Raw genomic sequence first — 22922 nt, 5'->3', positions numbered from 1 at the left:
TTTTTTAGTGCAGTGAAAGTTTATCATTACTATTAAGAAAATACTATAATAAACAAGAACTTGTAATTTCCGATATCGCATCAAAGGACAATTTAGCTCAGTCGTGAGGCTCAGTAAAACAGTTAATTCAAAACTGTATCTTCTAGGATTATTCCTATACAGAGTTAGATACAATGAAAAGAATGTTAATAAATGCAACTCAATCTGAAGAGTTGCGTGTAGCCCTTGTAGACGGGCAGAAACTCTACGATCTAGATATAGAAAGCCCCGGTCATGAACAGAAAAAAGCAAACATCTATAAAGGTACAATCACACGTGTTGAACCGAGCTTAGAGGCTGCGTTTGTTGATTACGGTGCTGACCGCCACGGTTTCCTCCCATTAAAAGAAATAGCAAAAACATACTTTCCTTCTGGTTATAAGCTTGAAGGCCGTCCTAATATCAAAGACGTTGTTAGAGAAGGCACGCAGGTAATCGTGCAAGTTGATAAAGAAGAACGTGGCCAAAAAGGGGCTGCGTTAACGACCTTTATCTCCCTTGCAGGTAGTTACTTGGTATTAATGCCTAACAATCCTCGTGCTGGCGGTATATCACGCAGAATTGAAGGCGACGAACGTACCGATCTTAAACAATCATTAGGTCAATTAGAACTTCCCGATGGTATGGGTTTGATTGTGCGTACTGCTGGCGTAGGCAAATCTTATGAAGAGCTGCAGTGGGATTTGGGTGTGTTAGTTAATCACTGGTCAAACATTATGAAGGCGTCTGAAACAAAACCAGCTCCCTTCTTAATACACCAGGAAAGTAACGTCATCGTCCGTGCTATTCGAGATTATTTACGCAGAGATATTGGCGAAATTCTTATCGATAAGCCTGCTATTTTTGAAAAAGCATTGGCACACATTGAATTAGTTCGCCCTGACTTTGTTAGTCGTGTAAAACTGTATCAAGGTGACGTTCCTTTATTCAGTCACTATCAAATTGAAAGCCAAATTGAATCTGCATTTCAACGCGAAGTTCGTTTGCCATCTGGCGGCTCAATTGTCATTGACCCAACAGAAGCGCTTACCTCTATCGATATCAACTCAGCCAGAGCTACAAAAGGCGGTGATATTGAAGAGACAGCGTTCAATACCAACTTGGAAGCTGCTGACGAGATTGCTCGACAGTTACGTTTACGCGATTTAGGTGGTTTGGTTGTTATCGATTTTATCGACATGACGCCAGTGAAAAATCAACGTGAAGTTGAAAACAGAATGAAAGATGCTGTCAAACCTGACAGAGCTCGCATTCAACTGGGTCGCATCTCTCGCTTTGGTTTGCTTGAAATGTCTCGTCAACGCCTGCGTCCGTCTTTAGGTGAATCAGCCTATCACGTATGTCCGCGCTGCAGTGGCCACGGCACCGTTCGAGGAACAGAATCACTCGCCCTATCCGTTTTACGTATTATTGAAGAAGAAAGCATAAAGGACAATACAGGGCAAATTGAAGCTCAATTGCCGATCAACGTTGCTACTTATCTACTAAATGAAAAGAGACGAGCGTTACGCAGCGTTGAAAAGCGCCATAACGTTGAACTATTAATCATTCCAAATCCAAACTTCGAAACACCGCATTACGAAATTGTGCGTCGCCGTCCAGATGATAAAATTGATGATATTAGTTATAACATTGAATTATCTCAGGTGCCGCAAACCGCTGCAGACACTACTGCACCGAAAGTTGTGAAACGTGAAGAGCCAGCCTTATCAGGCATGTCAGCGCCAGAGCAAGTAACACAGGCGCCTACACCATCTTCTGCAACGACAACGCCTAAGAAAGAAAAGAAGGCTGAGCCATCTGTTTTCACCAAGGCAATTGCTTGGATGAAGTCTCTATTTGAAGAAGAGGAAAAACAACCAGAGACAGCTCCTCAGCCTCGCAGCAACAACAATAGAAACAGAAATCAAAATAAGCGTCGAAGCAATCCTCGTGGACCTCGTCCAGAAGGAACTCGCCAAGACAAAACATCAGACAATGCGCAGCGTCAAGACAAACCTCAAGGTGAACGTCCAAACAATCGCAAACGTCGCACTAATAATGAACGCAATGAACAGCCCAAAAATGAGCAACATAAGGCTGCGGTTGAAAAGCAAGAAGATGTCGCTGAAGTAGCACAAGATAATTCAGCGCCTAAGCCAGCTAAGAAAAGAGCACCTGCTGAACGCAGAAAGCGCAGAGACACGAAAAGAAACGTTCGAGTGAACGACGACTCTCCTGCTCCAGCGCCGGGCAATCAGGCAGAACCTTCGAGCAACACCAATCCTGTCGATACTCGTCAGCTTGAAGAAGTTCGTGCGGTGGAAGATGCACCAGTACAAAAACCGGCTAACACCGAAGTTGTTGAGCAAACTGCGACTGAAACAACTGCTGTTGATGAAAACGCAATGCAAACGAATGACGCTTCTAAGAGCGAGACAGACGCGCCTAAGGGCAGAGGAAGACGTTCACCCAGACATGTGAGAGCTGCTGGCCAGCGTCGCAAGAAAGGAAAGGATGAACAGAACGCGGCCGACGCTAGTGACGATGCAAACTCAGTCCAAGATGAACTGCAGTTCGATGCACCCGAAGCAAAAAATGAAGTTCAAACTAGTGACGTTGAAAAGGCTGAAGTAACAAGCGAAGCTGCAACAACAGAGCCTGTGCAAAAAGAAATTGAACTAGACGCCAATGCAACTTCAGCGGAGCCAATTAAGGCTAAAGAAGAAGTTAGTGTCGATGCTGATGCTGAAAATGTAAAAGTATCAAGTCCGGCAGAGGATCCTGTCAAACTTGAGCAAACAGCCGAAGCTACAAGTGTACCTGAAGAAGTTGTTGCTCCTGAGCCTGTCTTGGCCAAAGCCGAGACAAAAGTAAAGGAAGCGAAGCAATCAGGACCGTACGTTAAGGCTGCAGTTAGATCGGTATCTCACCCTATGACAACGCCAGCGAAAGTTGCTATGCCAGCTGAAACAGAGACCGTGAGCGCTATTTCTGATGACGTCAGAGGCAGTTTTGAACATGGCGGCAAATCAGCAGCTGTTGCGAATGCAAAATCGCAGGCGAGTTCTCCAATGAAAAAGCCGAACTCAGTAGCCTAAATAAATAGCTCCAAAACTAAAAAAGCAGAATCATTAGATTCTGCTTTTTTTTACTTTGATGAAAATTTCAGTATTAAAATATGGAGAAACAATCTACCAGACAAGGTCGTCAGGAATATCGTAATCTGCATACCAATCATTGTCCTCACTACTCGCTTTATCTTCTGGCACTTCTGTCGCTTGATAAACAACAGATTCAGGAACCCGCTCTTTAATTTTATCCGCAACCGGCGTTGGTACTAGCTCATACACGTCTGGTTCACAGCTAACAATAGACAGCCTTCCCTGCGTAACGAGTTTATGCATCTTTTGGTCAACATACATTCTCTTCACTAAATTATTATCAGTGAAGTTCAGTACAAGGTCGCCTCTTCTGCGAGTTTGCGCATTGACTTTAATTAAATTAACAACTTGTGCAATAATTTCTTTACGCATTCGTTCTTCACGCTGCTTTTCGCTGAGCAAACGGTCTTTGTCTTGTTTAGCTGCCAAGGCAGCCTTCGCTGCCTTTTTGGCTTCGTTCTCTATTTCCTGATTGTTACGCTGTTTTGCTTTAACTTGCTTATGCTTTTCCTGCTTAATCTTTTTAGCCTTTTTTTTGTCAGCTAGGCCTGCTTTCAGCAGTTGTTCTTGTAACGATAATGCCATAATTACTCTCTATTATTTTTTAGGCTCTTTCTTTGCTTTCTTGCGTTTATCATCAGCAACCCATTTTCCATTTTCATACCATGCAGACCAGCCTGTCGCTTTACCTTTGCCGTCTTCAGACATGACGTACTGTTGTTTAGTCTTACGGCTAAAGCGAACAATCGTTGGGTTTTTATCTGGATCAGCTTTGGGAGCATCTGCTAGATAGTAAAATTTAGGAGAAATACGATCTCTAAAGCGCGCTAACTCCTCGACTAAAGGCGCCCGTGTTTCGCGTGATTTAGGAAAAGTATGTGCAGCCAAAAATAGCCCCGCAGCGCCGTCTCTCAGAACAAAATGTGCATCCGATTTTTCACACTCTAATTCAGGTAAAAATACCGGATCTTCTTTTGGTGGCGCTGCTTCTCCACTGCGCAATAATTTACGTGTGTTTTTACATTCTTCGTTAGTACAGCCAAAATACTTACCGAAACGACCCGTTTTAAGCTCCATGTTGCTTTTACACTTGTCACACTCAATGATGGGCCCGTCGTAACCTTTAATTTTAAACGTACCTTGTTCAACAAACACACCTTCACAGCTCGGCGCGTTTCCGCAAACGTGTAGCTTGCGATTTTCATCGACTAAGTAACTATCCATTGCAGTACCGCATTTGTCACAACGACGTTTTGCGCGCAGCACTTCAGTTTCTAATTCTTCTTCGTCATCAACCTTGATCACTTCATCACCCGGAGTGAGGTTCATGGTATTCGTGCATTTTTCTTTTGGTGGTAGATTGTAGCCCGAGCAGCCTAGGAAAACGCCTGTGCTAGCAGTCCGAATATTCATCTCACGACCACATTTACTGCATTCAATATCGACTGGAACAGCTTGGTTCAGCTTCATCCCGCCATCTTCTACCGATTTTTCAGCATTCTCTAGCTGCTCAGAGAACTCTGAATAAAAGTTATCTAACACGCTTTTCCATTTGGTTTCGCCGTGCGCGATATCGTCTAATCGTTGCTCCATCTTAGCTGTAAAATCGAAGCTAATTAGGTCAGAGAAGTTTTCAACTAGTCTGTCGTTAACAATTTCCCCCATCTTTTCAGCATAAAACCGTTTGCTATCAAGTTTTACATAGCCGCGATCCTGAATGGTTGAAATAATACTCGCGTAAGTTGAAGGACGACCAATACCTCGTTTTTCAAGTTCTTTAACTAATGAGGCTTCGTTGAATCTAGCAACGGGTTTTGTAAAATGCTGTTTAGGGTCTAACTCGTTTAATTTGAGCGTATCCCCCTGCTTCACATCCGGCAGCAATAATTCATTATCGCCCTTGCGTTTTATTTGAGGTTGCACTGCGGTCCAGCCATCAAATAACAACACTCTTCCCTTGGCAGTCAATTCATAGTTATTCGCTTCAACTCTGATAGTTGTTGCGTCATATTTTGCAGGTGTCATTTGACATGCAACAAACTGGCGCCAAATGAGCTCATAAAGACGCTGAGCGTCCCTTTCCATTTCTTTGAGTGAATCTGCCTTGACGGCAACGTTCGACGGCCTGATGGCTTCATGCGCCTCTTGAGCACCATCCTTGCTTCCATACGTTAATGGATTGCTTGGAAAATACTTATCACCGTAGTTTTTTTGAATATAATTGCGGCAACCTTCAACTGCATCTTTACTGAGGTTTGTCGAATCAGTTCTCATGTAGGTAATATGCCCGGCTTCGTATAAACGCTGCGCCATTGTCATCGTTTTCTTTACGCCGTAGCCAAGACGCGTACTTGCCGCCTGCTGCAAAGTTGAGGTGATAAAAGGTGCTGAGGGTCTACTTTGTGTCGGCTTAGATTCTCGACTAGTTACAGTGTAATCCGCATTTTCTAACGCACTTACTGCTTCATCAGCCTGCTTTTTATTAATCGGTTTAAAAGCAGCGCCCTTATGTTTCGCAACTAGCATCTTCAGCGCATCTTTTTTCTGGGTACTCAGGTCCGCATGGATATCCCAAAACTCTTCTGGGACAAACGCTTTAATTTCACGTTCACGCTCAACGACTAGACGCACTGCTACCGACTGCACTCTACCCGCGGACAAACCACGAGCAACCTTTTTCCATAATAAAGGAGAGACCATGAAGCCAACGACACGATCCAAGAATCGTCTCGCTTGCTGCGCATTAACTCTATTGATGTTCACAACGCCGGGATCAGAGAAGGCCTCTTGAATTGCATTCTTCGTAATCTCGTTAAACACAACCCGCTGATAAGTTTTGCCTTTGCTACCAAGCAGCTCTTGCAGGTGCCACGCTATTGCTTCTCCCTCTCTATCCAAATCGGTTGCGAGATAGATAGTGTCTGCATCTTTCGCCAGCTTCTTTAATTCCGCGACTACTTTTTCTTTGCCTTGCAAAATTTGGTAGTGCGCCATCCAATTTTGCTTTGGGTCAACTCCCATTCGATCTACGAGCTTCTGATACTCGTAATCTTTTAAATATTCTGCTTTCTTTTTATCTGTCCATTTACTTAATTCTTTCGCTGGTTTTTTAGGCTCAACTAGGCCTAATGCCTTAGTTGGAAGATCTCGCACGTGCCCAACACTCGATTTAACAATAAAATCTTTACCTAGATATTTATTTATTGTTTTCGCTTTGGCCGGTGACTCTACTATTACCAGTGATTTACCCATTTATGGAAAGAACCTTATGAAATACAGTGATTTAATCATAGAAAGCGCCAAGCGCGTTCAACTACGTTATTAATTTTCCTTTTTTACATATATCTACAAAGTGAATAGAAAACAAGTTGTTCCACATACTTATATTTTATAAATGACTAAACTCTTTGTTTTTTATGACTTTTTCATATTTATAAATTGGCATGTCAAATAAACTGCGTATAATTCGACAGCAATTCGCTCAACTAACACTATCCTTTATTTACTTGAACTCGGCGATTCTACCCGACTTAAGCATATAAGTGGCAATTATTGGAGATGCATATATGAAGCAATTTGAAGCTAATTTCGACGGCCTGGTCGGCCCAACTCACAACTACGCGGGCTTATCTTTTGGCAATGTTGCGTCAAAAAGCAACGCTAATGCGGTGAGCAATCCGAAACAGGCCGCACTGCAGGGTCTCCAAAAGATGAAGGCACTTGCCGATATGGGCATGGTGCAAGGCGTGTTAGCCCCGCAAGAAAGACCAGATATTTATGCCTTACGCAGACTTGGTTTTAGCGGAAGCGACGGTGATGTTATGCAGCAAGCATATAAAGAAGCACCGCATATTTTTCTTGCGTGCTGCTCAGCGTCTAGTATGTGGACAGCTAATGCAGCAACCGTATCGCCGAGCGGCGACACGCGCGATGGGAAAATACATTTTACACCGGCTAATTTAACCAACAAATACCATCGTTCACTGGAGCCTCAGGTTACCGGAAACATATTAAAGGCAACATTCGCTGATCCTGATCATTTCTCGCATCATCAACATTTGCCCGACAACGAACATTTCGGAGATGAAGGTGCTGCGAATCACACGCGTTTTTGTCAAGAATATGGTGGTAAAGGCGTTGAATTATTTGTATTCGGTCGCTACGCCTTTGATGAATCGAAACCAGCACCGAAAAAGTATCCAGCAAGACATACATTTGAAGCGTGTGAAGCTGTCGCAAGACTGCATGGTTTAAGCGAAGATAATGTTGTATTCGCGCAGCAAAACCCAGACGTAATTGACGCCGGTGTTTTTCACAATGACGTCATAGCAGTGGGCAACCAAAATGTATTGTTCTACCATCAGCAGGCCTTTTTGAATACATCAAAAATGAAAGCTGAAATACTAAGAAAATTCGGCTCGGACGACTTCCACTTCATCGAAGTACCCGACAACGAAGTATCGGTATCTGACGCAGTGAAAACCTATCTATTTAACACTCAAGTTATCCGTTTACCCAATGGAAATATGGCTATTATTGCGCCTAAAGAGTGTGAAAATAATGCGGCGGTTGCTGCCTATTTAGCTAAATTAGTGACCTTAAATACACCGATAAAAGAGGTGCATTATTTTGACGTTAAGCAAAGTATGCAAAATGGCGGCGGCCCAGCTTGTTTGAGACTGCGTGTTGCGATGACAGATAAAGAACAAACCAAAGTAAACCCAAACACATTTATCAATGACAGCAGCTATGACAAGCTTTGTACATGGGTTAACAAGCATTATCGTGATGAGCTACATGTTGCGGACTTAATTGACCCTCAGCTGTTGATAGAGTCGCGTACTGCGCTTGACGAGTTAACGCAAATTTTGGGTTATGGTAGTGTTTATCCGTTTCAAATTTAAACATATATGCGCTTACGCTATAATCAGAATATGCAACTCAGTTAGTAAACCGAGCTAACGATTAGAGTCAAAATATTATTTTTAAACATAAAAAACCCGCACTAATGCGGGTTTTTTATTTAAGATGAATTAGTTAGGTGTTGAGCAGTCCTGTATTTCACCGAATGGATTTGACGCAGGCGGATTATCTTCAGCGGAAACATCTGCGTTCGCTATCGGCAACCTTAACGATTGACTATCTCTAGCTTCACTACCTGAGCTCTCACCAAATACGGATATTTCTACTCCAACCCACGCTGCATACTGTTTTGGATAACGCAGTTCAAGTGTGGCTTGACCTGAAGCATTCGTTCTTGAAATCCCGTCTTTGAAGCTGATAGTCCCGATAATACCCGGCGTCAATTCACCGTCACCGTTATTATCTTCGTTCACTTCATCGTTAATGTCTAAACGACCATTGTTATTAACATCTTCGTTCACACAATTAATCGGAGTAATAATACCGGCATTTGAGCCGCTCTGTACGTATTTTTGTGCATCCTCAACCCATACCCAATAGCCTTTGCTATATGTCCCACCGTTTGCAAATTTAATAGGTGTAGCGGATGCTGTTAACGATGCGTTCTCAACTGGTCTTCCAACTGAGTCACTAACAAATACGGCAAACTCTTTTACATATGTGGAGGAATCTTGATCGATAATTTCGTTGCCAGTACCAACAGAAATGTCAAAGGCTCTATCACCAACAGTTAACACGACTGAACCAGTTATATTATCTGCTGTTGCTTCAACTAATACACCGTCTTCGGAGCTTACTGCATTGCTTGTATATACCGTTGAAGCAATACCATCACTTCCGGTAATCGCACTATTTGGTTCTATACTGCCACCGCTAGAATCAATCAACGTAAAATCGACCACTTTACCTTTTACTAAGTTACCACCCGGATCACGAACTACGGCACTGATTGTACTTGTTTGACCCTCTGGACCAATCAAGTCAGGTGTTGCATCAACAAAGACGCTTTTTACTTCACTGGCAATGAATTCTACATTAGCGCGGGCCGTGACATTATTGCCATCAGCATCGGTTCCGATTGCTGAAATAGATGCTGGTCCTGCAAACGCAGATAATATATTAACCTTCGCTATTCCTAGTGCATCGGTTGCTACCGTTGGAGTATCGATCGTTCCACGCGATGTTGTGATTGTTACTGAGCCTCCAACGAAAGCAGCGTTATTTTTAAACCAGCGCACCGAAATTTCCTGTGCCTCATTTATTGGGATATCGTTAACAGGTAGTGAGGAAAATGAAAAATCATCTTGTTGAACCGTTATTTCCAGAGTGCCTGTCGCATTTAGGGCACTGGCACTTATCGTGCCTTGGCCAGAGGTCGTTGCAGTGAAGTTGACAGTAACTTGTCCATTTGCACCTGTTGTTGGCGTTAAATTATCTAAGTCACCAACATTTGTTGACAACGTAAGCTGCTGTCCCGCAATACCAACGCCGGAAGAGTCAACCAAATTTAGCGTGATAGGCGCTTGGTCATTTATAATTACTGAAGTTGCACCACTAACATTAATTTCCGTACCGACTACATTTACTGATACCAAATCACTTAATGAAGCCGTGCTCGCTGTAACGTTGACCGTTCTGTTTGTGCGGTTATTTTCCGTCGTCAATGTGGCCGTCGCTTTACCATCTGGTCCTGTTGTACCTGAAACATTTTCGATTGATGCCCCAGCATCTGCAGAAAATGACACTACAACACCTTCCAGTAATACATTTTGTTGATTTTTCACTATCGCAATCAACTCAACTTTGTCATCACCGCTCGAAGCCATTTGCACTTGCGTTGCAAACAGTTCTAAAGAAGCAGGAACGACTTGTGCTTGCTGTATACCTGTTGAACTAAAGCCAACAGTGCCAGATGCCCCCGCATCTATTGTTGCGCTTACGATACCGTCACCTCGGTCGTCGCCAACTTCTAGCCCAATAACGGCGACGCCGTCAGCATTGGTTAATGCTGTCGCGGTGTCATTATTAAATGTGGCTAAATCAGGAGAACTCAATGAAAAAGTAACTAACACGTCGTTTACGCTACCGCCATTGGTTGCAGACAGGGTTGCCGTAATTGTGAGTGGACTACCCTCGCCCACTACATTCGAAGCATTACCTTGACTATCTGCAATACTCACTGCTACGGAATAAGTCACCTCTGGTTCTGGATCAGGTGCAGTTGTTCCGCTACCGCCACCATCTCTGCTAAGAGATTCACCACCACCACCACCACCACATGCGAAAAGCAAAATGGTCGTTGCGCACACTACAAGAAATTTTATTAACGCGTTCATTTAATTACCCTACTGAGTTCTCGCTAGTAAATTAGCCAATTAACAGGCACCAAAACAAAATATGTTTAGCTTTGACTCAAGAATTGGTAGTCTTTGGGTATACAGACATATAACGAAAATAAAAAAGGTCTATACATGTCCAAAGGCAACACAAAACTAAGTTTAACCACTAGGATCTTTATCGGCATGAGCGCCGGAATCCTTATTGGTGTTCTCCTGCAAGTTGGTAACTATCTTATAGGAGATCTTGATTTCAATATATTCTCAATGACGTTTTCTACGTATGGATTTTTCGTAGAAGGTATATTTCATGCAGGCGGTAAGATTTTTGTCAATGCTCTGAAAATGCTCGTCGTCCCTTTAGTTTTCGTGTCTTTAGTATGTGGCACAAGTAGTTTAAGTGACCCCTCAAAACTGGGGCGTTTAGGCGGGAAGTCGATTGCACTGTATATGTTCACGACATTTGTTGCGGTCGCATTTGCAATGTCGACCGCCCTGTTATTTAAACCTGGCGAAGGTTTCAACCCCGGCACCTCTGCTTCGACAGACTATGTAGCAAAAGAGTCTCCTGGCTTTGTTCAAGTTATTATTGACATGGTACCAAGTAATCCAATCAGCGCCATGGCTGAGGGTCAGATGATCCCAATCATTGTGTTTGCCATTTTATTTGGTATTGCGATGACTTATGCAGGAGAAGCTGGAAAACGTTTAACTGGATTCTTTAATGATCTTAACGACGTGATAATGAACATCGTTAATATTGTAATGAATTTTGCTCCTTATGGCGTTTTCTGTTTGCTCGCGAAATTGTCGGCAACGGTAGACTCAAGCGCAATTCTTGCAATTTTTAATTACTTTATAAACGTCTTCGTTGTATTAATACTGCATGCAGTGATTGTTTATCCACTATTGTTGAAAATAACAACGGGACTCAACCCTATTACGTTGCTAATAAAGATGAGAGAAGTTGCAATGTTTGCGTTTAGTTCTGCAAGCAGCAGTGCAACGCTGCCATTAACCATGGCCACCGCCAGACAAAAACTTGGCGTCAGTCGCTCTGTGTCTTCATTCACGCTGCCGCTGGGCGCAACTATCAACATGGACGGCACGGCCATTATGCAGGGCATTGCAACCGTCTTTATTGCCCAAGTTTATTCGGTTGACCTGTCTACGGTAGATTTACTCATGGTAGTACTGACCGCAACCTTAGCCTCGATTGGCGCTGCTGGGGTACCCGGTGTCGGCTTGATATTACTCGCATTGGTATTACAACAGGTCAATTTACCTGTTGAGGGTATCGCATTGATAATTGGTATTGACCGCTTGCTTGATATGACAAGAACCGTTGTGAATGTCACTGGTGACAGCACGATTGCAACTATTGTTGCAAAAACAGAGGGTGAGCTAGATGAAGATATCTATAATGACAAATCGTTAGCATCTCAAAAGAGTGTAATAGAATAAGAGTATGACTGAGTGATAAACGAGGCCTTCATAATGAAGGCCTTTTTTATTGAAGCGCATTAGCCGGTTTGATATTCGCCGCTTTAGATGCGGGATAAATCGTTGCAACAACACAAAGAAAAACGGCAACAAAATAAGTAACAACAACGTCGATTAACCTTAAGTCAGAAGGTAAATAATTGATAAAGTAAATACCGTCAGCTAACAATCGAAAGCCGAAAATCTCTTCAATAAATTCAGTAATGTTGTTTAAATAAAGCGCTGCCAACACGCCTAAAAAGCTGCCGATACTTGCTCCGTAAATACCGTTTATCATTCCTTTTATAACAAAAATGGCGCGTATAAAACCATCTTGAGCTCCCATTGTCTTCAACATCGCTATTTCACTCGTCTTCTCTTTGACAGACATTACAAGTGATGAAACGATATTAAAACAAGCAACACAGATAACTAAGGTCAAGGTAATATAAACAACCGTTCTGACCAGCTGAATATCCTGATATAGGTGGCCATTAGTTAATGTCCAGTCCGACATATAAACAGCTTGATTGAAAGCATTGCCATATTCTCTAATCAACTGACGTCCAGCAAACGGATCGGCAAGCTGAAACTCAATGTGTGTCGCGCCAAGCCTTACGTCCAATGCAAACGAAAGTGTTTGCTTTTTCATAATGCCAACAAAATCGTCTGCTTCACCGCCTAAGGAAATCACGCCAAGCACAGTTAACCAAACAACTTTTGGTGCTGCAAAAGACAGATCTTGGGTTGCAGCCGGAAGCAGTAACTGGACCTTGTCACCAACGCTCAGGCCTAACTTCTCAATGACACCTTTGCCAAGAAATACACCATTCTCATTTTTATTAAACGCTCCCGCAGGGACCTTTATTGCAGGTTTATTTTTTAGGTAATTGTCGTCGACGCCCTGCAATTCTACCGACTTCATTTTCGAGCCATTTTGTAAAAGACCAGAAGCTTTAGTGTAAGCATACAAATTGATTACGCGTGGATCAGCCGCAGCTTTCAATTTCGTTTCATCATCTAAATAAACACCATCAGGACTGGCAGCGATAAACTCAGCATGGGGAATATAAGAAAGTAGCGTATTTCGTAACTCTTTTTCAAAGCCATTCATGACAGAAAGCAACAAGATCAACACAAAACAACCCAAGCCAATTCCTGCTGTTGATGATGCTGAAACGAAAGAAATAAAACCACTTTGCTGCTTACTTTGTCTAAATTTATTGGCAAATATCCACGCTAACGAAAAATTCATACTAGTTATGTTCCATCAAGCGCAGTTGGCCATTTTCAAGGTACATAATCCTGTCCATCTTTTTCGCTAACTGCAAATCGTGGGTTACAAGTAGAAATGAGGTTTTAAATTCTTTATTAATGTCACTTATTAAGTCATAAATGGATGCGGTATTTTTATCATCTAAATTGCCCGTGGGTTCATCCGCAAAAATCATCGCCGGCTGGTTGATTAACGCTCTTGCGATCGCCACTCGTTGCCTTTCTCCGCCAGAAAGCTGATGCGGACGATGTTGCTCTCTGTCCTGCAAACCGACCCGTGCGAGCAACTCTTTGGCTCTTACTAGCGACTTTTTTCGATTATCGCCTTTGATGAATAATGGCATCGCGACGTTTTCCGCGGCACTGAACTCGGGAAGCAAATGGTGGAATTGATAAACAAAGCCAAGCTCAGCATTACGAAAAAGCGCTTGCTGTCTTTTAGATTTTGTAAAAAGACTTTGCTCCTTATAAAAAACGTCACCGGAGTCCGGAGTGTCGAGCGTTCCAAGAATATGCAAAAGCGTACTCTTACCGGAACCTGACGCACCTAAAATCGCAACAGTTTCACCTGCTGATATATAAAAATTGACGTTATTAAGAATTTGTAGTGTGTTGCTCGCATCTGAATATTGCTTGCAGATGTTTTCGCACTTAAATAGAGGAGAAGGCATTGATTAAAATTAGATAATAAAAACGTAGCTGTAGTTTACATGCTTCTGAATTGGCTACAAGTTTGGATGGTATTTTTTCTGAGGAATTCAGAATAAATGGCGGAGTGGACGGGACTTGAACCCGCGACCCCCGGCGTGACAGGCCGGTATTCTAACCAACTGAACTACCACTCCGCAGTGGTATGTGTTTAGCTTGCTTTACAACGATTGGCGGAGTGGACGGGACTTGAACCCGCGACCCCCGGCGTGACAGGCCGGTATTCTAACCAACTGAACTACCACTCCACAAAATTCGTTGTAAAGCTTGTAATTGGCGGAGTGGACGGGACTTGAACCCGCGACCCCCGGCGTGACAGGCCGGTATTCTAACCAACTGAACTACCACTCCGCTTTAACAAGCTAAATCAATGAGTTACTAGATTCTGCTGAACCTCGTCCCTACATTGCGGCGCAGATAATACGGTTTCATCCGTGGTGAGTCAACTGCTTTTTGAAAAACATTGTTTGCTTGATGGAAAAACAAGCAAATTGTATTGGCAAACAGCAACCCTGCACGCATTTTATACAGGTTGGACACAAAAATGTCCTTTACTCGCCTAATTTATCGGTTTCTTCAGCTGACTTCGTTTTCTTAAAATTCTTGATCTTAGCCAATAATTCAACACATGCAATTTTATATCTCAACATAATGTGATCATTTGGATACTTGCGCTTGTTAAGGATCAAGAAGATGACCATTCCACCAAACACAAAGATACATGAATTGATGGCTATTATTAAACTCACGGTGTTTGTTGCTGTCCATGCATCTTTTTCAGGTTCAATGACTACTGGTGGTGCAGACATTTCAACAACTTGACTTTCATCAACTTCAGGTTCTGGTTCTGCAGGCTCTGAAGTCAAGAAAGTGTACTCTGGAACATTTATAATGACTTCTCTATCATCGACAGTTGTTGCAAATGCCGTTAACTTAACGCGGTAAATACCATAGTTGTCATTTTTTACCCTAATCATTTTTACGGAATTATTGAACTCAGTGATGGTGACGTTGTCAATTTCACCATTTGGGTGAGTTACTTTGCCATCAAGCAACAACGAATCGAGTTTAATGTGTTCTGCGTCAGTGTCGACGGTTATAATGTGTTCCCCATAGGTTCTTTCGTCGTCCGTTTCATCCTTGCTCTCATTGCTTTCGCCATCGGCGCTTTCAACACTTGTTTCATCAATTTTTACGTTTATAAAAATGGGCGTTGGGTGCAAAATGACTAAATCGTTTTTTTGCTCTCGCGTATACATTGGGGTTCTGATACCGAAAGTCGGACGCCACTCACCACTAGGGATGCTCAGGTTGAATTGACCAGTAAAAACACCGTCAGCGGCCGCTTCATCGAAACCTTCACCGTTATCTTGGAAACGAGCCACCGTTCTTGAACCTAAGCCAAAATTTTCGTAGTTTGGATTATTATTACTCACAAAATCGATGGTTAAACTCACCACATCTCTAAATGGCGAAAAATCGACTTGTTTGCCATTATTTGTGAGCACAGCGGTTTGCTTGATGATTTCACCAGAGTATATGTTGCGAGGTATGGGTTGAGCATCTAGGACAATGTCAGCAATCACCATGATTTTGCTGCCATCAAGTATCTCACCAATTGCCTGCCAAGGGCCTGGCATCGGTTTTTTAATTGAGATCATGTCGTATTTTTGAGTTTCATACCATCTCATATCCGGATCGTCGTCGTCGTTTTCAATGAACAACTTTGAACCATCTGGACGAACAAGCACGATTGGCGCAGAGCCATCTTCCCTAAAAAATACCATTGTCACTTCTTCAACATCGTTGTCGACTCTAAACCGATTGTTTAAAAACTCGATGCTGTTCTGAAAGTCGTTGCCTAAAGCAATGATAGGTGTGGTGGTTTTTTTAGTTTCTGTCGTTGTTTGCTCAAGAGTTTTTCCTGCACCACTCGCCTCGAGTAGCTTTTCTTGTTGCGCAAAGCTTGTTGGCACAAAAACACAAACACTCGAAACAAGAATGAACGTAAGGCTTGCGTATCGCAGAATATTGTATTGTAGCTTAGCTACGCCAAACCACTTCTTGAGATTTTTTTTCAATTTTGTCCAAGTATGCTTCATGCTTACTTACTTCATCGGCAGATGCCTTAACAACCTTTAAGATACCCTCAAAATTAACTACTCTAGGTGCGTTTTTGTTCTTAGGATCAGAGCCTTCAGATTCATGAGCCCAACTCATCGCCGTTTGCCCACCGGTCATCCATAAATACACTTCCGCTAGAATTTCTGAATCAAGCAAAGCGCCGTGATAGGTCCTGTGTGTATTATCAACACCATAAACTCGGCACAGTGCATCCAAATTATTTTTTTGACCAGGACGCATTTCTCGGGCAAGCGCCAGGGTATCTAATACGGTGCAAATCTCACTTGTCTTTTTTATAGCACTGTTGTTTAGTGCAAACTCATTGTCCATAAAGCCAATATCAAATGGCGCATTGTGAATAACAAGTTCAGCACCTTTTATAAAATCAATAAACTCTTGGGCTATTTGTTTGAACCCAGGTTTGTCTTTCAAAAACTCATTAGTAATACCGTGCACCGCAATTGCTTCTTCTTCAATGTCACGATGCGGGTTAATGTAAACATGGTAAGTATTTCCAGTCAGTTTTCGATTGACCATTTCAACGCAACCAATCTCAATGATACGGTGCCCTTCTTTTGGATTGATACCTGTGGTTTCTGTATCTAAAACTATTTGGCGCATACAAAACTTCTTTTAATTATCATGCTGGCTAGTATACTTCGCTGCACTTACACCAGACAATCAGAATTCAGTATAAAAATGAAAAAACTTAGCATTTACACCGATGGATCCTGTTTGGGAAATCCTGGACCGGGCGGATACGGCGCCTTATTAATTTTCAAAGAGCACAAAAAACGTTTATCTCAAGGGTTCAAACTAACAACCAATAATAGAATGGAATTGTTGGCACCCATTGCAGCATTTAATAGTTTAACAGAGACCTGTACCATTGACCTTTATACTGACAGCCAGTATGTCAAAAATGGCATCGGTCAGTGGATCCATAACTGGAAAAAAAATGGCTGGCGAACCAAAGATCGCAAGCCGGTTAAAAATGCCGACCTATGGCAGCAGCTTGATGAGGCGGTTAATAAACATGAAGTTAATTGGCACTGGGTGAAAGCGCATTCTGGTCACCCGGAAAACGAAGAAGTCGATGATTTGGCTCGAGATGCAGCTTCTTCGTCAGATCTTCTCACCGACCACGAATACGAAAAAGGTAACCAATGAGTTCCATTACATTAAAAATAGAGCGTGATAAGTCTATGTTACGTCGTCATCCTTGGATTTTTGAAGGAGCGATAGAAAAAACAGAAGGCCGCATGAACTCAGGTGACACAGTAGATGTTCTAGCGAGTGACGGCACGTGGTTGGCAAAGGCGGCGTTCTCACCCGAATCACAAATCAGAGCTAGAGTGTGGTCATTTACAAAATCAGAAGCGATTGATAACGTTTTTTTTAAACGAAAACTAGAACAAGCATTAGCAAGAAAACAGGAAATTTTAAAAAAGCACAACACCAATGCTTTTCGCCTCATCGCTGCCGAAGCAGATGGTTTGCCGGGTATAACGATAGACGTATACGTTAACGTTGTTGTGGTTCAGCTGCTCAGCGCTGGTGCTGAAAAACATCGCGGTAAAATTTTATGGGCGATATTGCAATTATATCCAGATGCAGTCGTGCATGAACGCAGCGATGTGGATGTGCGCAAAAAGGAAGGGCTTACACCCTTAGTGCAAACGCTTCATGGTGAACTTCCTGAATCAGTTATTATTGAAGAGAACGGCGTCAAAATTTATGTCGACTTAATTCATGGACACAAAACTGGTTTTTATCTAGACCAACGAGAAAATAGACGTATTGCTGCCTCTTATTGTGCTGGCAAAAGTGTTCTTAACTGCTTTAGTTTTACAGGAACTTTTGGCTTATATGCCCTGGCAGCAGGAGCAACTGAGGTTATTAACGTTGACGCTTCGGAATCAGCTTTGGCACTCAGCAGTAAAAACGTTGCGATCAACGGTTTAGATGAAAGTAAAGTGACTCATCTTAAAAAAGACGTATTTCAACTTCTCAGGGATTATAAAGAAGCCGGAACCACGTTTGATGTCATTGTGCTCGATCCGCCTAAGTTTGTTGATAGCAAACACAACCTCAATAAAGCGTCGCGCGGCTATAAAGATATCAACCGATTAGCCCTTTCTTTACTGAATGAAAACGGTACTTTACTTACTTTCAGTTGTTCTGGATTGATGCCTCAAGACTTGTTTCAAAAGATCGTCGCTGACGCTGCTTTAGACGCTCAGCGTAATGTGTATTTTGTACAGCGATTAGCTCAGAGTGAAGACCACCCGGTCAGCGGTAACTTTCCCGAAGGTTATTATCTGAAAGGCTTAGTTTGTAAGGTATAAGTTTTGTCAGCCGCGATGCTTGAAGCTGCGGCTTTCTATTCGAAGAATTGAATTGAAGGAGTGCAAGCCTGCGACTCCTTACTTCATTTCGCTGATTTCCACGCCCAGTAAGCAAGTATTTTCAGTTTCTGCCGTGCATCTAATCACTTTTGCTTTTGCGTTAAGAGACGGTATTTGGTCGCTATTTGATTCAATCGAAACATCAAGCAAAGTGCCAATTTCCATGGCAGGTTGTTCAATTTCAAGCGACATGCCAGTTGCACTAATATCCTTGCAAATTGCTAGTATGCTGCGTTGTGCTGGATCATCCAACAACGATAACTCGCAGGGCGAATTGACCATCATTCTGTAAAAATTGCGTTTGTCGTCATAGCCTAACATTCATTACTCCAGACTTAATTATAGCAACAGAAGTTACATTTATATTGTGCTAGAGAAGATAAGTCAACCACTAGACTAAAATTCGTTTAAACGATTACTAATGCGCTTTAACGAGATAGGCATGCTGGTACCGAGTTGCTGTGCAAATAAGGAAACTTTAAATTCCTCAATCATCCATTTCACCTCCTCCAAAGGCTGAAGATCTGAACCACTTTTTTGCAGCTTGGTGAGCACTTCTTGGTATTTTCCAACCGCCTTGTCAACGTCGATTTGGTTGAGTCGGTCACGATTAGTGTCTACTTTAAGCTTATCAAATCGTTGACTAAGCGCCACCACGTAACGATTCCAATCGTCTAGCCTTGCATAGCCAAAATCAAAAACAAAGCCTTTGTAAACCAGTAGGCTGAGCTGACTCTTTATTGCACCAATATTAGTCAATAGATTCAATGGGATATTCCCTTTGCATTGTTTTTGAATGGCATGTGCAATAGTGAGACCTTTTTCAATTTTTTGCGCAATTTGCAGGGCCAAATCGTTTATATTTTCGCGAACAATATCACACGCTTTTTCGAAATCTGCCTTGTCTCTAATCGATGATGCACTATTCTTCTCAAACTCTCTGACCAGTTGGTCGATTGCCGCCAAAATAATATCATCAATCAAGATATTGATTTGTCCAAAAGGGTTAAAGTACAAACTCAGCTTGGCTTTATTCGGTAATTTTTGCTGTAAAAATTTTAGCGGCGAAGGCACCGTATTTTTAATCAACTGGTAAACGCCCAAGCGATGGGAAGTTTCTGCTTCCTGTTGATTATCAAACAGCACGATGTCAACTTTGCTCGATTTTTTCACAAGCGCTGGATAGGCCTTAATCTGGAAACCAGCATGTTTTTGCTCAAATGCTATGGGCAGGCTATCAAAATCCCAGGTTTCCAAATTTTGGCGTTCAAGTTCAGGCGTGGCGACCGATTCTAAGGTCTCCTTAACTTTTCCTTTTAACTGATCTTGCACCTGCAGCAGACTTTTTCCCTTAGTCAATGCAACACCCTTGTCGTCAACAACAACAAAGTTAAACTGTAGGTGGTTTGGTAACTCAGCATCAGCAAAATCTTCCGCGCTGACTGGCACCCCCGTCATTCTGTGTAATTTTCTCGCAACCGCTTGTGCAATAGTTTGCGGAACGCCATTTTTATCAATAGCCTGTATCTCAGTTAGGCAAGCATGGGCAAAGTCCGGAGCCGGTACAAAGTTGCGTCTCAATTTTTTAGGCAGAGATTTAATTAACGACACGATTAGTTCATGTTGGAAACCAGGCACTAACCAGTCAAAACCAATATCAACAAGCTGGTTTAGAATTGGTAGCGGGATCTCCATATTCACACCGTCGTTTGCTTCGTTTGGTTCAAATATGTAATGCAGCGGCAGGCGCAAGTTGCCTTGTTTCCACTCATCGGGAAAATCAATTTTGTTGATACCAGAAGCATCTTTTTTCAGCAGCGCTTGAATTGAAAAGTCGAGCAAATCTGGGCTTTTACTTGCTGTGATTTGCCACCACTTTTTAAACTTAACTTCATTACAGATATCCGCAGGCAATTTTTCACTATAAAAATCACAGAGATCATCTTCATCGATCAATAGATCTCGGCGGCGCGACTTGTGCTCTAATATTTCAATTTCTTCAATTAACGACTGGTTTTTTCGTAAAAAAGCATAGTTCAAATTCGTCTGACCGTTTACCAAGGCCTCGCGAATAAATATGTCTCTACAAACTACGGGGTCAACCAGTGAATAATTTTCTAAGCGTTTATTTACAATCGGTAAGCCGAATAGATTTACCGTAGCATAAGCGTGCACAGCCCCTTTCTTTTTACTCCAATGGGGTTCTGAATATTGCTTATTTACAAGATGTTGACTGATCGGTTCGAGCCATTTGGGGTCGACTTTAGCGACATTCCTGGCAAACAATTTTGATGTTTCAACCAATTCAGCTGCAAGTAGCCACTTAGGATTAGCCTTACTTAGCCCTGAGCCAGGAAAAATCATGAATCGGGTATTGCGAGACCCTAAGTATTCGCGATCCTTATCTTTAAAACCAACTTGAGAGAGCAAACCTGTTGCAATAGCTGTATGTATAGCCTCATAGCTTGGTTCATTGCTGTTCAATCGAAAGCCAATTTCGACGAGTGATTTTTTCATTTGGCTGACAATATCTTGCCACTCTCGCATTCTCAAATAGTGCACAAAGTATTGTTTGCACCATTTTCTCAACTGGCTATTTGACAATGTTTTTTGATAACTAGAAAATTCGTTCCACAAATTCAAGAGGGACATAAAATCTGACTCTGCATTGACAAATTCGCTATGCTTCTCATCCGCCGCCTGTTTCTTATCTTGCGGTCGCTCTCGAGGGTCTTGAATACTTAAACCAGCAGTGATGATCATCACTTCTCTTGCGCAATCGCGCCCCCCAGCCTCAACCACCATTCTGGCGTATCTTGGGTCAACCGGTAGCCTTGCAATTTTTCGCCCCAGCTGAGTTAAAACATAACGATTCTGTCTACGTTCAATGGCCTGCAGCTCCTCCAAGAGCTTCATACCGTCGTTAACGTTTTTATTGTCTGGTGGCTGAATAAATGGAAAATTACTCACCTCACCTAAACCAAGCGCTAGCATCTGCAAAATCACTGATGACAAATGTGTACGAATTATTTCTGGATCAGTAAACTCTGGCCGCGCAAGGAAATCTTGCTCTGAGTAGAGTCGAATGCAAATACCGTCTGATACTCTTCCGCAGCGACCAGCACGTTGATTCGCAGATGCTTGAGAAATCGCTTCTATCGGCAAACGCTGCACTTTGCTTTTATGGCTATACCGCGACATTCTTACTAAGCCCGGATCAATAACGTATTTAATGCCGGGCACGGTAAGCGAGGTTTCTGCAACGTTAGTCGCAAGTACAATACGTCTGCCGGTGTGAGATTGAAAAATTCGGTTTTGTTCAGCCGCAGATAATCTAGCATAGAGCGGAACTATCTCGGTGTTTCGATACTGACGTTTTAACAAAGCGTCTTGTGTATCTCTAATATCTCTCTCACCACTTAAAAATATGAGAATGTCACCCGGTTTTTCACGAAAGAGCTCGTCAACCGCCTCACATATTGCTGTTGTTTGGTCTTGCTCTTCATCTCCATCGCTATCTTTTGCAGTAGCAGGCTCATGATATCTAATTTCTACTGGATACGTGCGGCCACTAACCTGAATAATGGGCGCATCAAAAAAGTGCTTTGAAAACCGCTCAGGGTCAATTGTTGCAGATGTAATAATCAACTTTAAGTCTTTGCGCTTAGGCAACAACTGCTTGAAATAGCCTAGTAAGAAGTCAATATTCAGGCTTCTTTCGTGCGCTTCATCAATGATAATGGTGTCATATTGATTTAAGTATTTGTCTTGCTGAATTTCAGCCAGGAGAATACCGTCGGTCATCAATTTTATATGGCTATTTTCACTGACATTATCGCTAAAGCGAACCTTAAATCCAACTTCCTGACCAATCTCTGAATTCAATTCTTCAGCAATTCGGCTCGCGACACTTCTTGCCGCTAGGCGCCTCGGCTGAGTGTGGCCAATAAAGCCGTCAATCCCACGGCCTAATTCAAGACACATTTTAGGGATTTGCGTAGTTTTACCTGACCCTGTTTCTCCAGCGATAATAACAACTTGGTTATTATCAATAGCGAACTTTATGTCCTCGCGTTTATCGGATACGGGTAGATCTGGATATTCAATGGTGGGCATCGCATTTCTGCGGCCCTCCCTTGCCTCCTGTGATTGATCTACGCGCAGAAGAAACTGCTCAAACGCTACCAATTTCTCATCGCCATCGGGAAGCTTTTCAAGTCGTTGATATTGTCGTTTCAGTGGAAAACGGTCTTTGAGTAGGCACTTTTCAAGTGCATTATTTAATTTGAATTGCATCAGATATATACAGCTAGCACTTAATAGAGTTCATTTATTGTTGGGGAAAAAAGCAAAAATCACGCAGCACCGCATGCTTTCAGCCTTAAGACTAACAGAAGTGATTGTTATTGGCTATTGCTCCCCCTTATTCCCAGTACATAAATACTGTCGCTTAATAAATATGAACTCTCGAGCATTTCATTACG

At 42.4% G+C, this 22922-nt stretch carries 14 protein-coding genes and 3 tRNA genes; 5 read left to right on the top strand and 12 right to left on the bottom strand.

What is annotated here, in order from left to right; genetic code table 11:
• Positions 1-182 precede the first annotated feature (182 nt).
• On the top strand, positions 183-3119 hold the full coding sequence (gene rne, locus GNIT_RS08185; RefSeq protein WP_041246751.1) for a ribonuclease E: 2937 nt from the start codon (positions 183-185) through the stop codon (positions 3117-3119).
• A 93-nt stretch (positions 3120-3212) separates the two neighbouring features.
• On the opposite strand, the gene GNIT_RS08180 is transcribed toward rne, so the two are convergent.
• Together GNIT_RS08180 and topA are read right to left on the bottom strand one after the other, a co-directional pair.
• Positions 3213-3767, bottom strand: coding sequence for a DUF2058 domain-containing protein (locus GNIT_RS08180; RefSeq protein ID WP_014108708.1), 555 nt, complete (start codon positions 3765-3767; stop codon positions 3213-3215).
• 12 nt (positions 3768-3779) lie between these two features.
• Positions 3780-6434, bottom strand: a complete 2655-nt coding sequence (topA, locus tag GNIT_RS08175) for a type I DNA topoisomerase (RefSeq protein ID WP_014108707.1) — start codon at positions 6432-6434, stop codon at positions 3780-3782.
• Between the two features lie 314 nt (positions 6435-6748).
• On the opposite strand from topA, the gene astB reads away from it, so the two are divergent.
• Complete coding sequence (gene astB / locus GNIT_RS08170) at positions 6749-8086, top strand: N-succinylarginine dihydrolase (protein WP_014108706.1); 1338 nt, start codon at positions 6749-6751, stop codon at positions 8084-8086.
• A 129-nt stretch (positions 8087-8215) separates the two neighbouring features.
• On the opposite strand, the gene GNIT_RS08165 is transcribed toward astB, so the two are convergent.
• Positions 8216-10441: an Ig-like domain-containing protein gene (locus GNIT_RS08165; RefSeq protein ID WP_014108705.1), complete on the bottom strand. Its 2226-nt coding sequence runs from the start codon at positions 10439-10441 to the stop codon at positions 8216-8218.
• A gap of 135 nt (positions 10442-10576) precedes the next feature.
• Here GNIT_RS08165 and GNIT_RS08160 point away from each other — a divergent pair, with 135 nt between their 5' ends.
• Positions 10577-11905, top strand: a complete 1329-nt coding sequence (locus GNIT_RS08160; protein WP_041246357.1) for a dicarboxylate/amino acid:cation symporter — start codon at positions 10577-10579, stop codon at positions 11903-11905.
• 46 nt (positions 11906-11951) lie between these two features.
• Here GNIT_RS08160 and GNIT_RS08155 read toward each other — a convergent pair whose 3' ends face one another.
• The 7 genes from GNIT_RS08155 to dnaQ all read right to left on the bottom strand — a co-directional run bounded on the left by GNIT_RS08155 (position 11952) and on the right by dnaQ (position 16651).
• Positions 11952-13178 carry an FtsX-like permease family protein gene (locus GNIT_RS08155; RefSeq protein WP_014108703.1) on the bottom strand — a complete coding sequence of 409 codons (1227 nt, stop codon included), beginning with the start codon at positions 13176-13178 and terminating at the stop codon, positions 11952-11954.
• 1 nt (position 13179) lies between these two features.
• Entirely contained in the window at positions 13180-13869 is a 690-nt protein-coding gene (lolD, locus tag GNIT_RS08150; RefSeq protein ID WP_014108702.1) for a lipoprotein-releasing ABC transporter ATP-binding protein LolD, read from the bottom strand.
• 97 nt (positions 13870-13966) lie between these two features.
• Positions 13967-14043 (bottom strand) — tRNA-Asp (locus GNIT_RS08145).
• A 34-nt stretch (positions 14044-14077) separates the two neighbouring features.
• Positions 14078-14154 (bottom strand) — tRNA-Asp (locus GNIT_RS08140).
• A gap of 26 nt (positions 14155-14180) precedes the next feature.
• A tRNA-Asp gene (locus tag GNIT_RS08135) sits at positions 14181-14257 on the bottom strand.
• 200 nt (positions 14258-14457) lie between these two features.
• Complete coding sequence (locus GNIT_RS08130) at positions 14458-15987, bottom strand: TIGR03503 family protein (RefSeq protein WP_174268978.1); 1530 nt, start codon at positions 15985-15987, stop codon at positions 14458-14460.
• Positions 15950-16651, bottom strand: coding sequence for a DNA polymerase III subunit epsilon (dnaQ, locus tag GNIT_RS08125; RefSeq protein WP_014108699.1), 702 nt, complete (start codon positions 16649-16651; stop codon positions 15950-15952). Before dnaQ ends, GNIT_RS08130 begins: the two co-directional genes overlap by 38 nt.
• A 78-nt stretch (positions 16652-16729) precedes the next feature.
• Here dnaQ and rnhA point away from each other — a divergent pair, with 78 nt between their 5' ends.
• Complete coding sequence (gene rnhA, locus GNIT_RS08120; RefSeq protein ID WP_041246356.1) at positions 16730-17200, top strand: ribonuclease HI; 471 nt, start codon at positions 16730-16732, stop codon at positions 17198-17200.
• Positions 17197-18378 (top strand): class I SAM-dependent rRNA methyltransferase, encoded by a 1182-nt coding sequence (locus GNIT_RS08115; protein WP_014108697.1) that lies wholly within the window; start codon positions 17197-17199, stop codon positions 18376-18378. Before rnhA ends, GNIT_RS08115 begins: the two co-directional genes overlap by 4 nt.
• A 78-nt stretch (positions 18379-18456) precedes the next feature.
• Here the strand turns inward: GNIT_RS08115 and GNIT_RS08110 are convergent, their stop codons facing one another.
• The gene (locus tag GNIT_RS08110) at positions 18457-18759 is read right to left on the bottom strand and encodes a PilZ domain-containing protein (protein ID WP_014108696.1); all 303 of its coding nucleotides are present in this window, start codon (positions 18757-18759) and stop codon (positions 18457-18459) included.
• A gap of 75 nt (positions 18760-18834) precedes the next feature.
• A complete protein-coding gene (gene hrpA, locus GNIT_RS08105) occupies positions 18835-22734 on the bottom strand; it encodes an ATP-dependent RNA helicase HrpA (protein ID WP_014108695.1) in 3900 nt (1299 codons plus the stop codon).
• Between the last annotated feature and the right edge of the window lie 188 nt (positions 22735-22922).

Source organism: Glaciecola nitratireducens FR1064 (assembly GCF_000226565.1).
Classification (GTDB): Bacteria; Pseudomonadota; Gammaproteobacteria; order Enterobacterales; family Alteromonadaceae; genus Glaciecola; species Glaciecola nitratireducens.
This window is presented reverse-complemented; position numbering and strand designations above follow the sequence as displayed.